We start from the raw sequence: 13622 nt of genomic DNA on the forward strand, positions 1-13622 counted from the left end.
CTCACGCCTCCTTCGGGTCGACGGGACCGGCGGCGGGGCCGGCGGGACGGCGGGTTCGGCGCAGCGGGGGCTTGGCGCCCAGGCTCTTCGGGTCGAGGCCGGACCACTTGTGGCCGTCCGCGAAGAACGAGCGGCGGGCGAGGAGCGTCATCAGCGGCTTGGTGAAGAGGAAGACGACGACCACGTCGAGCAGGGTGGTCAGACCCAGCGTGAAGGCGAAGCCCTGCACCTTGCCGACGGTGACGATGAACAGCACGGCGGCGGCCAGGAACGACACGAAGTCGGAGACCAGGATGGTGCGCCGGGCGCGCGGCCAGGCCCGCTCCACGGCGGGGCGCAGCGTGCGGCCCTCGCGGATCTCGTCCCTTATGCGCTCGAAGTACACGATGAACGAGTCCGCGGTGATACCGATGGCGACGATGGCACCGCAGACGGCCGGCAGGTTCAGCGCGAAGCCGATGGTCGGGCCGAGCAGCGACATGATCACGTAGGTGAGGATCGCGGAGACCACCAGCGAGGCCATGGCCACGATCGACAGGCCGCGGTAGTAGACCACCAGGTAGATCACGACCAGGGCCAGGCCGATCGCGCCCGCGAGCAGACCGGCGTGCAGCTGCTCGCCGCCGAGCGCGGCGGTGACGGTGGTGACGGACTGCTCCTGGAAGGACAGCGGCAGCGCGCCGTACGACAGCATGTTGGCGAGGCCCTGCGCCTCCTCCTGCTTGAAGCTGCCGGAGATCTCCGCCTGGCCGCCGGTGATGGACTGCCGCACGTACGGGCTGGAGACGACCTCGCCGTCCAGGACGATGCCGAACTCGTTCTGCGGCTGCGTCTTCTGGGCCAGCTCGCCGGTGATGTCGGCGAACTTCTTGGCCCCGCCGGAGGTGAAGGTCATCTGGACCTGCCAGCCGGAGGCGCCCTGGGTGTCGTAGACGGCCTGCGCCTTCTTCACCTCGGTGCCGTCCACGGCGGCGGGGCCGAGCAGGTACTTGTACCAGGCGCCGTCGATCTCGCCGCAGGCCACGGTGGGCTGGCCGGGCTTGATGTTCTTGCCGGCCTTGGCCCGGTCGGTGGGCTTGCTGCAGTCCAGCGCCGCGTACCGGGCCTGGAGCGCGGCGTCGGAGCCGCCGCCGGCCGGGGCCGACGGCGTGGCGGACGGCTTGGCGCTGCCGGAGGCGGAGCCGCTCGGCGAGGGAGTGGGGGCCTTCTTCAGGGCGTCGGTGACCGCGCGGCCCTGGGAGGTCGCCGAGGCCGAGGGAGAGGTGGAGCCGCCGGTCGAGGACGCCTTCTCCTTCGAGGAGGCGGACGCGGACGGGCTGCCGCTCGGCTTCGGGGAGGAGCTGCTGCCGGTCGACGCGCCCGGCGACGGGTTCTTCGCCGCGGGACCGCTCGGCTCGCTGGCCAGGACCGGCCGGAAGTACAGCTTGGCGGTGGTGCCTACCTGCTCCTGGGCCTCCTTGGAGTTGGTGCCCTTGGGGATGTTGACGATGATGTTGTCGTTCCCCTGGGTCTGCACCTCCGCCTCGGAGACGCCCAGGCCGTTGACCCGGCGGTTCATGATGTCGACCGCGGTGTCCATGTTGGCCTTGTTGATCGCGGACCCCTGGTCGGCCTTCGCCTTGAGCGTGATGCTCGTACCACCGGCGAGGTCGATGCCGAGACGCGGGGTGGTGTGCCCGGAGGCGAACATCCCCCCGGCGAGCGCCACGATGGCGATCAGGATGAGGGCCAGCGAGCGCCCTGGCTTGCTCGGGGCGCTCGCGCTTCGGCCCCTCTTAGGTGCTGCCACCTTCTCGTACTCCCTCTCGGGCCGCCCCGCGCCCGGTCGGCGCGGTCGGCCATGACATGGTGTCGGGCTCCCGTGCGGAAACAGACGCGCCGGGGGCACGCGGGGCGCCCATCATGCCGCCGCCGCGCGTCCCGGGGTGCGGCTACTTCGCGTCGGAGTCGCCGTCGGTCTTCTTCGGCTGGTCGTCCGCCCCGGCCTCGGCGGCGTCCTTCTTACCGAGGTCGATCTTGTCGTCCGAGGCGGCGGCAGCGTCGGCGGATCCGTCGGTCTCGTCGGTCTCGGTGAGGGAGGAGGCGTCGTCCGGGACGATGCCGGTGTCGGACTTCAGGTCGTGCTCGACGCCGTGGACGATGCGGTTGTACTCGTCATCGGTGAGGACGGCGCCGATCGAGTTCTTGGCGAAGAGGAGGTCGACGCCCGGCCCGGCGTCGAGGAGGACCGTGTCCTCGTTGACCTCCTTGACCGTCGCGTACATCCCCCCGATCGTGCGGACTCCGGAGCCGGGCTGCATGTGGTTCCGCATGTCGGCGGCCTGCTGCTGCTTCTTCTTGGCCGAACGCGTCATCAGGAACATGGCCGCGATGAGCACGATGAACGGGAGAAGGGTATAGGCATTCACGGGACGGAATTTCCTTCGCGCGACCGCGCGGGTGAGCGGCCTGTTGGATGGGGGTTGGTCGGCGCCGCCCGCAAGGGCGGCATCGGCGGAGTCTAAGCGAGTCCGCTCTCATGGAACAACGCTCAGCATGGCACCTGGGTTCCGGCCGGGCCATCGTCCTCGCCGCTCGGCCGCCGTCACGCCCCGAACAGGTCCTGTTGTCCGTTTCCCGCGGCCGGCGCGTGCGGCGGGGTCAGCCCGAGGTGCGCCCAGGCGGCGGGAGTGGCGACCCGGCCGCGCGGGGTACGGGCGAGCAGGCCCTCGCGCACCAGGAACGGCTCGGCGACCTCCTCCACCGTCTCCCGCTCCTCCCCCACCGCGACGGCGAGGGTGGACAGGCCCACCGGTCCGCCGCCGAACAGCTTCAGCAGGGCCTCCAGCACGGCGCGGTCCAGCCGGTCCAGGCCGCGCGCGTCGACCTCGTAGACGGCGAGCGCCGCGGCGGCGATCTCCCGGGTGATCAGCCCGTCGGCCTTGACCTGCGCGTAGTCGCGGACGCGGCGCAGCAGGCGGTTGGCGATGCGGGGCGTGCCCCGGGAGCGGCCGGCGATCTCGGCGGCGCCGTCCGGCTCGATGCCCACGTCCAGCAGGCTCGCCGAGCGGTGCACCACGCGCTCCAGCTCCTGCGGGGAGTAGAACTCCATGTGCGCGGTGAAGCCGAAGCGGTCGCGCAGCGGCGGCGGCAGCAGGCCCGCGCGCGTGGTGGCGCCGACCAGGGTGAACGGCGGCAGCTCCAGCGGGATGGCGGTGGCGCCGGGGCCCTTGCCGACGATGACGTCGACGCGGAAGTCCTCCATCGCCATGTACAGCATCTCCTCGGCGGGCCGGGACATGCGGTGGATCTCGTCGAGGAAGAGCACCTCGCCCTCCTGGAGCGAGGACAGGATGGAGGCGAGGTCCCCGGCGTGCTGGATGGCGGGGCCGGAGGTGATCCGGATGGGGGCGCCCATCTCCGCCGCGATGATCATCGACAGGGTGGTCTTGCCGAGGCCGGGCGCCCCGGAGAGCAGCACGTGGTCGGCGGTGGCGCCGCGCGCGCGGGCGGCGCGCAGCACCAGGTCCAGCTGTTCGCGGACCTTGTGCTGGCCGATGAACTCGCCGAGGTCCTTGGGGCGCAGGGCGGCCTCGACGGCCTGGTCCTCCCGATCGGCCGACGCACCGACGAGCCGCTCCTCGGCGGGGGTACCGGTGGTGTCGTCCCAGTTCACGAAGTTCTCCTAGCGGGGTGGCGGGAGGTCAGCGGGCGCGGTTCAGGGTCTGCAGGGCGGCCTTCAGCAACTGGCCCACCTGCGGGGTGCCGTCCGCCGCCTCGGCCTGGGGCGCGACGGCGGCCACCGCCTCGTCGGCCTCCCGGGTGGCGTAGCCGAGCCCGATCAGGGCCGCGTGCAGCTGGTCGCGCCAGCCCTGGGTGACGGGCGCGCCGACGGCCGGGGCGCCGACGGGCTCGCCGAGCCGGTCCTTCAGCTCCAGCAGCAGCTTCTGGGCGCCCTTCTTGCCGATGCCGGGGACGGCGGTGAGGGCCTTCTCGTCCCCGGTGGCGACCGCGCGGCGCAGCGCGTCCGGGGTGTGGACGGCCAGCATGGCCTGGGCGAGGCGCGGGCCGACGCCGTTAGCGGTCTGCAGCAGCTCGAAGACCTGGCGTTCGTCGTCGTCCGCGAAGCCGTACAGGGTGAGCGAGTCCTCGCGCACGACGAGGGAGGTGTGCAGCCGGGCGGGCCGGCCGATCCGCAGCGTCGACAGGGTGTTCGGGGTGCACTGGACGGCCATGCCGACGCCCCCGACCTCGACGACCGCGGTGTCGGGGGCGAGCGCGGCGACCGTGCCGCTGACGAAGGCGATCATGCCGTGGGGCCTTTCGTTGCGTGGACCGCGTGCCGGGCGACGGCCTGCTGGAGCCGGCTTTGGGCGGGGGCCCGCCAGATGTGGCAGATGGCGAGGGCGAGGGCGTCGGCGGCGTCGGCGGGCTTGGGGGGCGCGGCCAGTCGCAGCAGCCGGGTGACCATGGCGCCCACCTGGGCCTTCTCGGCGCGGCCGGAGCCGGTGACGGCGGCCTTGACCTCGCTCGGGGTGTGCAGGGCGACGGGGATGCCGCGCCGGGCGGCGCACAGCATGGCCACGGCGCTGGCCTGGGCGGTGCCCATGACGGTGCGCACGTTGTGCTGGCTGAAGACGCGTTCGACGGCGACGGACTCGGGCCGATGCTCCTCCAGCCACTCCTCGATGCCCCGCTCCACGGCGAGCAGCCGGTGGCTGAGGTCGGCGTCGGCCGGGGTTCGCACGACTCCGACGCCGAGCATGGTCAGCGGGCGGCCCGCCACTCCTTCGACGACGCCGATCCCGCACCGGGTCAGGCCGGGGTCCACCCCCAGAACGCGCACGCCCGCCTCCCTTCGTCACCCGTTCGCATGTTCGTGCAGGCTATCGGGTGGCACCGACAGCGCCGTACAACGCGACGGGCCGACGGGGTGTGTCCCGTCGGCCCGGTCGTCAGCCGTGCGCGTTACGCGTCGACCTTCTCCATGATCTCGTCGCTCACGTCGAAGTTGGCGAAGACGTTCTGCACGTCGTCGCTGTCCTCCAGCGCGTCGATGAGCTTGAAGATCTTCTTGGCGCCCTCCTCGTCCAGCTCGACCTGCATGGTCGGGACGAAGTTGGCCTCGGCGGAGTCGTAGTCGATGCCGGCGTCCTGCAGGGCGCTGCGCACGGCGACCAGGTCGGTGGCCTCGCTGATGACCTCGAAGGTCTCGCCGAGGTCGTTGACCTCTTCGGCACCGGCGTCCAGGACCGCGCCGAGGACGTCGTCCTCGGTCAGCTCGCCCTTGGGGACGATGACGACGCCCTTGCGGTTGAACAGGTACGACACCGAGCCCGGGTCGGCCATGGAGCCGCCGTTGCGGGTCATGGCGACACGGACCTCGGAGGCGGCGCGGTTGCGGTTGTCGGTGAGGCACTCGATGAGCACCGCGACACCGTTCGGGCCGTAACCCTCGTACATGATCGTCTCGTAGTCGGCGCCGCCGGCCTCCAGGCCCGCGCCGCGCTTGACCGCGGAGTCGATGTTCTTGTTGGGGACCGACGACTTCTTCGCCTTCTGGATGGCGTCGTACAGCGTCGGGTTGCCCTCGGGGTCCGCGCCGCCCATGCGCGCCGCGACCTCGATGTTCTTGATCAGCTTCGCGAAGAGCTTGCCGCGCTTGGCATCGATCACGGCCTTCTTGTGCTTCGTCGTGGCCCATTTAGAGTGGCCGGACATCTGCCTGTCTCCTTCGCGTAACCCATCCTGTACGAACGCCCCTCGGTCGAAAGGCCGGGGGGACCCCCGGAGATCCTACAAGGACTCCGCCGCCCCGGTGGCGCGCACCATGTCGACGAACAGCGAGTGCACGCGGTGGTCGCCGGTCAGCTCCGGGTGGAAGGAGGTGGCGAGCGCGTTGCCCTGGCGCACGGCGACGATGTGGCCGTCGTGTTCGGCGAGCACCTCGGCGCCGGCCCCCACGGACTCCACCCAGGGAGCGCGGATGAAGACGCCCTCCACGGGATCGCCCGGGACGCCCTTGACGTCGACCGCGGCCTCGAACGACTCGTTCTGCCGGCCGAAGGCGTTGCGGCGCACGATCATGTCGATGCCGCCGATGGTCTCCTGGCCGGAGCGCGGGTCGAGGATCTTGTCGGCGAGCAGGATCATGCCCGCGCAGGTGCCGTAGACGGGCATGCCGTCGCGTACGCGCGCGCGCAGGGGCTCCATCACGCCGAAGAGGACGGCCAGCTTGGAGATGGTGGTGGACTCGCCGCCGGGCAGGACCAGGCCGTCGACCCCGGCGAGTTCCTCGGGGCGCCGCACCGGCCTGGCCACGGCGTCGGCCGCGGCCAGGGCGATGAGGTGCTCCCGTACGTCGCCCTGGAGGGCCAGGACGCCTATGACAGGAGTGTTCATGAGTGTCTTCCGAGGAGAGGGGTCACCAGCCGCGGTTCGCGTAGCGCTCGGTCTCGGGGAGGGTGTCGCAGTTGATGCCGACCATGGCCTCGCCGAGGTTGCGGGACGCGTCCGCGATGATCTTCGGGTCGTCGTAGAAGGTGGTGGCCTTCACGATGGCGGCGGCGCGCTTGGCCGGGTCGCCCGACTTGAAGATGCCGGAGCCGACGAACACGCCCTCGGCGCCGAGCTGGCGCATCAGGGCCGCGTCGGCCGGGGTGGCCACACCGCCGGCGGAGAACAGCACCACCGGGAGCTTGCCCAGCTCGGCGACCTCCTTGACCAGCTCGTACGGGGCGCGCAGGTCCTTGGCGGCGGCGTACAGCTCGTGGTTGTCCAGGCCGCGCAGGCGGGCGATGTCGCCCTTGATCTGGCGCAGGTGGCGGACGGCCTCGACGACGTTGCCGGTGCCGGCCTCGCCCTTGGAGCGGATCATCGCGGCGCCCTCGGCGATGCGGCGCAGGGCCTCGCCCAGGTTGGTGGCACCGCACACGAACGGGGTGGTGAAGGACCACTTGTCGGAGTGGTTGACCTCGTCGGCCGGGGTGAGCACCTCGGACTCGTCGATGTAGTCCACGCCGAGGGACTGCAGCACCTGGGCCTCGACGAAGTGGCCGATGCGGGACTTGGCCATCACCGGGATGGAGACCGCGTCGATGATGCCCTCGATCATGTCCGGGTCGGACATGCGGGCCACGCCGCCGTCCTTGCGGATGTCGGCCGGGACTCGCTCCAGGGCCATGACGGCGACGGCGCCCGCGTCCTCGGCGATCTTCGCCTGCTCCGGCGTGACGACGTCCATGATCACGCCGCCCTTGAGCTGCTCGGCCATGCCGCGCTTCACACGGGCGGTGCCGGTCTCGGGAGCCTGGTTGTCGGTGGTGGACACGGGTGACCTCGCTGAAGTGAAAGAGGGTTTCTGCACCACCGAGGAAACGGGAACGGACCAGGCCACAGCAAGGGCCAATGGCAAGCCGGTGGATCCTTTTCGTTCACCCGTGTTTCACGAGGCCCGCTCGACGAGGGCCGCGGGGGGCTCGTCGTCCATCTCGAAGGCCAGCGGGAAGGGGGCGTGGCCGGCCAGCCGGAACCAGCGGACCTTGCGGTGCTCGCGGAGCCTGCGGGCGGCTCCCACGGCGTCGTTGTGGAAGCGGCGGGCCATCGGCACCCTGCGGACGGCCTCGGCCAGCTCACGGGCCGCCGCGTCGCCGCCGGGGGCCTCGCGTACGGCCTCCACCTGGGCCGGCTCCTCGAAGACCGCCCGCAGCGCCTGGCTCAGCTCGCTCTCGGCGACCTCCCGCTGCTCCTCCTCGGCCTGCCGGGCCGCGTGCGCGGCCTCGTAGAGCACGATCGAGGCGGCAGGGTCCAGCACGCCGGAGGTCGCCAGCTCCTGGGCCACCGAGGCGCGCCGCAGCAGCTGGGCGTCGAGCGCGGCCCGGGCCGCGTCCATCCGCACGTGCAGCCGGTCCAGCCGCCCGGCCGTCCAGCTGAGGTACACGCCGACCACGACGAGCGCGACGAGCGCGACGAGGATCCAGATGAGGGTTGCGGTCACGCCCGAAGGCTATCGGCCGCCCCACGGCCCGCTCCAAGCCGCCGGGGCGCCGCGGTCCGTGCCGGCCGGCATCCACCGGGCCACGACCACGACCCGGGCCGTTCCCTCGCCCGCCGAGCCCGGCTCCACGGGCCCCGGTCCCGGTTGCCCCGCACCGCCCGACCGGTCCCGGGCCCCGGGTCGGGCGGCTGGACGCGGTCCCCGTGGACCCGGGCGGAAGGCCCGTCAGTCCCGGGCCAGGCCGAAGCGGGCCCGCAGGCCCGTCGTGCGCTCGTCCGCGGCGACCGCCGCCGCGCCCGCCGTCACCGTCTCGTAGACGGACAGGATGTCCGCGCCGACCGTCGACCAGTCGAAGCGCCGCACATGGGCGCTGCCCCGCTCGCGCAGCCCGGCCAGGCGGGCCGGGTCGCCGAGCAGGCGTACGGCGGCCCCGGCCAGCGCGTCGGCGTCCTCGTTGGCGAACACCTCGCCGGCCTCGCCCTGGTCGAGGACCTGCACGAACGCGTCCAGGTCGGAGGCGAGCACGGGCGCGCCCGCCGACATCGCCTCGACCAGGATGATGCCGAAGCTCTCCCCGCCGGTGTTGGGCGCCACGTACAGGTCCACGCTGCGCAGCAGCCGGGCCTTGTCCCGGTCGCTGATCATGCCGAGGAACTCCACGCGCGAGCGCAGCTCCCCGGGCAGTCCGGCGACGGCGGCCTCCTCGTCGCCCCGGCCGGCCACCAGCAGCCGGGTCTCCGGGCGGGCCGCCAGGATGGTGGGCAGCGCCCGCATCAGGACGGGCAGCCCCTTGCGCGGCTCGTCGATCCGGCCGATGAACCCGATGGTGCCGCCCTGCCACTCGGGCTTGGGCTCGGCCTTCGCGAAGAAGTCGACGTCGACGCCGTTGGGGATGACCACCGCGTCCCCGCCGAGGTGCTCGACCAGCGTGCGCCGGGCGTACTCGCTGACGGCGATCCGGGCGCTGATCTTCTCCAGCGCGGCCTGGAGGATCGCGTAGGCGGCGATCATCGCCCGCGAGCGCGGGTTGGAGGTGTGGAAGGTGGCCACGATCGGGCCGGACGCCGCCCAGCAGGTCAGCAGGCCCAGCGAGGGCGAGGTCGGCTCGTGGATGTGCACCACGTCGAAGGCGCCCTCGTGCAGCCAGCGCCGTACCCGCGCGGCCGACAGGAAGCCGAAGTTCAGCCGGGCCACCGAGCCGTTGTACGGCACCGGCACCGCACGCCCGGCCGAGACGACGTACGGCGGCAGCGGGGTGTCGTCGTCGGCCGGGGCCAGGACGGAGACGTCGTGGCCGAGCCGCAGGAAGTACTCGGCGAGGTCGCGGACGTGGAACTGGACGCCACCGGGCACGTCCCAGGAGTACGGGCAGACGATCCCGATTCTCACGAGGGTCCCTTCGCGGGGTCGAGGTCGGCGAGCCACAGGCGCTGGAGCATGTGCCAGTCCTCCGGGTGCTCGGCGATCCCGGTGGCGAAGGCGTCGGCCAGGGCCTGTGTCATGACAGACGTCTTCTTCGCGCGCGTACCTGAGCCGGGTACCTCGATCGGGGGATGCACCCGGCCCTTCATGACGGGCGACTCGTCGTACCAGAGGGTGACGGGCAGCAGCAGCGCCCCGGTCTGCTGGGCGAGCAGGGCCGGGCCGGCGGGCATGCGGGCCGGCTCCCCGAAGAAGTCGACCTCGACGCCCGAGGCGGACAGGTCGCGGTCGGCGACCAGGCAGACCAGGCCGCCGTCGCGCAGCCGCCGGGCCAGGGTGCCGAAGGCGGCGCCGCCGTTGTGCGGCAGCACCTCCATGCCGAGGCCCTCGCGGTAGGCCACGAAGCGGTCGTAGAGCGACTCCGGCCTCAGCCGCTCGGCGACCGTCGTGAACGGCGTCTCCAGCTTGGTGGTGACCCAGGCCCCGGCCAGGTCCCAGTTGGCCAGGTGCGGCAGGGCGAGGACCACGCCCCGGCCGGAGGCCAGCCCCTCGGTCAGATGGTGCAGGTCCTGCGGCTCGAAGCCGGTCCTCACCCGCTCGGCGCTCCAGGCCGGCAGCCGGAACGACTCCATCCAGTACCGCAGGTACGAGCGCATGCCCGCGCGGGACAGCTCCGCCAGCCGCTCGGGGGACGCGCCGGGCACCACGCGCGCGTAGTTCGCCTCCAGCCGCCGTACGCCCTTGCCGCGCCGCTTCCAGGCGGCGTCGGCGATGGACCGGCCCAGGCGCGCGGCGACCGGCTCGGGGAGCTTCTTCACGGTGCTCCAGCCGAGGCCGTACAGCCCGTCGGCGAACCGGTCGGCGGCACTCACCGCGCGGCCCCGCCGGCCTGCTGCCCGGCCGCCGCCTCGGCCTCCGCGGACTCGCGGCGGACGGTGACCACCCGCTGGACCAGGGTGACGAGGCTGCCCGCCGCGACGATCCACAGCGCGATCGGCAGCAGCCACTGGATGCCCGGCACACCGAACTTGTGCAGGCCCGCGAAGCCGGCCGCGACCAGCGAGATCACCAGCCGCTCGGCGCGCTCGACGAGCCCGTTGACGGCGACCGGCAGCCCGATCGACTCGCCGCGCGCCTTGGTGTACGAGACCACCTGTCCGCTGGCCAGGCAGAAGATCGACACCGCGCACAGCACGTTGTCGTCGCCCCGGCCCGCGTACCACAGGGCGAACCCGCCGAAGATCGCGCCGTCCGCCACCCGGTCCAGGGTGGAGTCCAGGAACGCGCCCCAGCGGCTGGAGCGGCCCAGCTGGCGGGCCATGTTGCCGTCGACCAGGTCGGAGAAGACGAACAGGGTGATCACGACCGTGCCCCAGAAGAACTCGCCCCTGGGGTAGAAGACCAGAGCCCCCGCGACCACCCCGGCGGTGCCGAGGAGCGTCACCGTGTCGGGGCTCACCCCCCGCCGGATGAGAAACGCGGCGAACGGTGTGAGGACACGCGTGAAAAATGCACGCGCGTACTTGTTCAGCATGGCCTTCCCGACGGTCGGTGACGCCGCGGCCCTGCTGGCCGCCGGCTGGCCCATCGTAGCCACGCGCGCGCGTGGCCGACGGGCGGGCACCCGCGGCCGGCGCCCGGAAGCGGCGCGCACGGCGCCCCACGAGGCGGTCGTGACGGAAACGGACCCCGGCGCGCACTCTACGTAGCCCTTCGTATGGACGCGACGTGACCGGAGTGGAAAGCTCGAATGACCGCGGGCGTCGCCGGAGCCGCCAGAGCACGCGGATCCCGCGTGTCCCGCGCCCACAGCGACCTCACCGTGCACGGGAGGCAGGATCATGGGCGACAAGGCACAGACACACCACCCCGGGGCCGCCGGCAGGGCTCTCACGGCCGACCGGCCCGCCTCCGTACGGAACGTGGTGCTGGTCGGCCACTCCGGCTCGGGCAAGACGACCCTGGTGGAGGCCCTCGCGCTGACCGCGGGGGCGGTGAACCGGGCGGGCCGCGTGGAGGACGGCGGCACCGTCTCCGACTACGACGACATCGAGCACCGCCAGCAGCGCTCGGTCCAGCTCTCCCTGGTGCCCGTCGAGTGGGACGGCATCAAGGTCAACCTGCTGGACACCCCCGGGTACGCCGACTTCGTCGGGGAGCTGCGGGCCGGGCTGCGCGCCGCGGACGCGGCCCTCTTCGTCGTCTCGGCCTCGGACGGGGTCGACGGCGCCACCCGGACGGTGTGGGAGGAGTGCGCGGCCGTCGGCATGCCCCGCGCGATCGTGATCACCCACCTGGAGGCCGCCCGCGCGGACTTCGAGGAGATGACCCGGACCTGCGCGGAGGCCTTCGGCGGCGACGATCCCGACGCCGTCCTGCCGCTGTACCTGCCGCTGCGCGGCCCCGAGGGCCCCGACGGGCACACGCCGGTGACCGGGCTGGTCGGGCTGCTGTCGCGGAAGCTGTTCGACTACTCCTCCGGGGAGCGCAAGGAGTCCGAGCCCGGCGAGGACCAGCTGCCCGGCATCGAGGAGGCCCGCGACCGGCTCATCGAGGGCATCATCGCCGAGAGCGAGGACGAGACCCTCATGGACCGGTACCTGGGCGGTGAACCGGTCGACGTCAAGACCCTGGTGCAGGACCTGGAACGGGCGGTGGCGCGCGGGTCCTTCTTCCCCGTGCTGGCCGCCGCCCCCGCCGCCGGGGGCGCCCGGCAGGGGCTCGGCACGGTGGAGCTGCTGGAGCTGGTCACCGGCGGCTTCCCCACCCCGTTCGAGCATCCGCTGCCCGGCGTCACCACCCTCGACGGCCGCCCGCGCGAGCTGGAGCCGTGCGACACCGAGGGGCCGCTGGTCGCCGAGGTCGTCAAGACCTCCTCCGACCCCTACGTGGGCCGCGTCTCCCTCGTCCGGGTCTTCTCCGGCACCCTGCGCCCGGACCGGCCGGTGCACGTCTCCGGGCACGGCCTCGCCGACCGCGGCCACGAGGACCACGACGTGGACGAGAAGGTCGGCGCCCTGTCCATGCCCTTCGGCAAGCAGCAGCGCCCGGTCACCCACGCCGTCGCCGGCGACCTGGTGTGCGTGGCCAAGCTGAGCCGCGCCGAGACCGGCGACACCCTCTCCGCCAAGGACGACCCGCTCCTGATGGAGCCCTGGCGGATGCCCGACCCGCTGCTGCCGGTCGCCATCCGGGCGCACAGCAAGGCCGACGAGGACAAGCTCTCCCAGGGCCTGGCCCGGCTGGTCGCCGAGGACCCGACGATGCGCCTGGAACAGAACCAGGACACCCACCAGGTCGTCCTGTGGTGCCTGGGCGAGGCGCACGCCGACGTCGCCCTGGAACGGCTGCGCGGCCGCTACGGCGTCCAGGTCGACGTCGTCCCGCACAAGGTCTCCCTCCGCGAGACGTTCGCCACCAGGGCGGCCGGGCGGGGCCGGCACGTCAAGCAGTCCGGCGGCCACGGCCAGTTCGCCATCTGCGAGATCGAGGTGGAGCCGCTGCCGGGCGGCTCGGGCATCGAGTTCGTGGACAAGGTGGTCGGCGGCGCGGTGCCCCGGCAGTTCATCCCGTCCGTCGAGAAGGGCGTCCGCGCGCAGGCCGCCAAGGGCGTCGCCGCCGGCTACCCCCTGGTGGACGTGCGGGTCACGCTGCTGGACGGCAAGGCCCACTCGGTGGACTCCTCCGACGCCGCCTTCCAGACGGCCGGCGCGCTCGCCCTCCGTGAGGCCGCCGCCGACGCGAGGATCCATCTGCTGGAGCCGGTCGCCGAGGTCGGCGTGCTCGTCGGCGACGCGTACGTGGGCGCCGTGATGAGCGACCTCTCCGGCCGCCGCGGCCGGCTGCTCGGCACCGAGCAGGTGGGCACGGGACGGACCCTGATCCGCGCCGAGGTACCCGAGTTCGAGATCGGCCGCTACGCCGTGGACCTGCGCTCCCTCTCGCACGGCACGGCCCGCTTCGACCGCGCCTACGCCCGGCACGAGCCGATGCCGCCGCAGGTCGCCGCACGCCTGCGCGAACAGGCCGGGGACGAGGGGTAGCACGGAAGCACCGGACCGGCGCACGGGCGGGCGGCTTCGGCCGTCCGCCCACGGCTGCCGGTGCCGGCCGATACGCTGATCACCGGATGACGTCGTGGGGGGGGGGGGGGGGGGGGGGGGGGGGGGGGAGGGGGGAAGGGGGGGGGGGGGGGGGGGGGGGGGGGGGGGGGGGGGGGGAGGGA

Annotated in this window: 13 protein-coding genes; 1 reads left to right on the forward strand and 12 read right to left on the reverse strand. The window is 72.9% G+C overall.

All coding sequences use genetic code 11. The features are described 5' to 3' along the window. Position 1 precedes the first annotated feature (1 nt). The 12 genes from secD to pgsA form a co-directional block, all read right to left on the reverse strand. A complete protein-coding gene (gene secD / locus ACZ63H_RS33675; protein WP_469871655.1) occupies positions 2–1789 on the reverse strand; it encodes a protein translocase subunit SecD in 1788 nt (595 codons plus the stop codon). Positions 1790–1931: 142 nt separating this feature from the next. Next, the gene (yajC, locus tag ACZ63H_RS33680) at positions 1932–2408 is read right to left on the reverse strand and encodes a preprotein translocase subunit YajC (protein ID WP_469871657.1); all 477 of its coding nucleotides are present in this window, start codon (positions 2406–2408) and stop codon (positions 1932–1934) included. Positions 2409–2584: 176 nt separating this feature from the next. Then, on the reverse strand, positions 2585–3655 hold the full coding sequence (ruvB, locus tag ACZ63H_RS33685; RefSeq protein WP_469871659.1) for a Holliday junction branch migration DNA helicase RuvB: 1071 nt from the start codon (positions 3653–3655) through the stop codon (positions 2585–2587). A gap of 28 nt (positions 3656–3683) precedes the next feature. After that, positions 3684–4289, reverse strand: a complete 606-nt coding sequence (gene ruvA, locus ACZ63H_RS33690) for a Holliday junction branch migration protein RuvA (RefSeq protein WP_451347073.1) — start codon at positions 4287–4289, stop codon at positions 3684–3686. Continuing rightward, positions 4286–4825 carry a crossover junction endodeoxyribonuclease RuvC gene (gene ruvC, locus ACZ63H_RS33695; RefSeq protein WP_469871661.1) on the reverse strand — a complete coding sequence of 180 codons (540 nt, stop codon included), beginning with the start codon at positions 4823–4825 and terminating at the stop codon, positions 4286–4288. The genes ruvA and ruvC overlap by 4 nt, the downstream gene beginning before the upstream one ends. Positions 4826–4947: 122 nt before the next feature. Continuing rightward, the gene (locus ACZ63H_RS33700) at positions 4948–5700 is read right to left on the reverse strand and encodes a YebC/PmpR family DNA-binding transcriptional regulator (protein WP_318204544.1); all 753 of its coding nucleotides are present in this window, start codon (positions 5698–5700) and stop codon (positions 4948–4950) included. A gap of 75 nt (positions 5701–5775) precedes the next feature. Then, on the reverse strand, positions 5776–6381 hold the full coding sequence (gene pdxT / locus ACZ63H_RS33705) for a pyridoxal 5'-phosphate synthase glutaminase subunit PdxT (protein WP_469871663.1): 606 nt from the start codon (positions 6379–6381) through the stop codon (positions 5776–5778). 22 nt (positions 6382–6403) lie between these two features. Beyond that, positions 6404–7309 (reverse strand): pyridoxal 5'-phosphate synthase lyase subunit PdxS, encoded by a 906-nt coding sequence (gene pdxS / locus ACZ63H_RS33710; protein WP_467935911.1) that lies wholly within the window; start codon positions 7307–7309, stop codon positions 6404–6406. A 114-nt stretch (positions 7310–7423) separates the two neighbouring features. Further along, complete coding sequence (locus ACZ63H_RS33715) at positions 7424–7975, reverse strand: hypothetical protein (protein WP_469871665.1); 552 nt, start codon at positions 7973–7975, stop codon at positions 7424–7426. Between the two features lie 225 nt (positions 7976–8200). Further along, positions 8201–9364, reverse strand: a complete 1164-nt coding sequence (locus ACZ63H_RS33720) for a glycosyltransferase family 4 protein (RefSeq protein ID WP_469871667.1) — start codon at positions 9362–9364, stop codon at positions 8201–8203. Beyond that, positions 9361–10269 (reverse strand): phosphatidylinositol mannoside acyltransferase, encoded by a 909-nt coding sequence (locus tag ACZ63H_RS33725; RefSeq protein WP_469871669.1) that lies wholly within the window; start codon positions 10267–10269, stop codon positions 9361–9363. Before ACZ63H_RS33725 ends, ACZ63H_RS33720 begins: the two co-directional genes overlap by 4 nt. Continuing rightward, positions 10266–10985 (reverse strand): phosphatidylinositol phosphate synthase, encoded by a 720-nt coding sequence (gene pgsA / locus ACZ63H_RS33730; RefSeq protein ID WP_469871671.1) that lies wholly within the window; start codon positions 10983–10985, stop codon positions 10266–10268. Before pgsA ends, ACZ63H_RS33725 begins: the two co-directional genes overlap by 4 nt. Before the next feature lie 253 nt (positions 10986–11238). On the opposite strand from pgsA, the gene ACZ63H_RS33735 reads away from it, so the two are divergent. Then, positions 11239–13440: an elongation factor G-like protein EF-G2 gene (locus ACZ63H_RS33735; RefSeq protein ID WP_469871673.1), complete on the forward strand. Its 2202-nt coding sequence runs from the start codon at positions 11239–11241 to the stop codon at positions 13438–13440. Positions 13441–13622: the final 182 nt, after the last annotated feature.

The sequence above is a fragment of the Streptomyces sp. NPDC104831 genome, assembly GCF_055583025.1.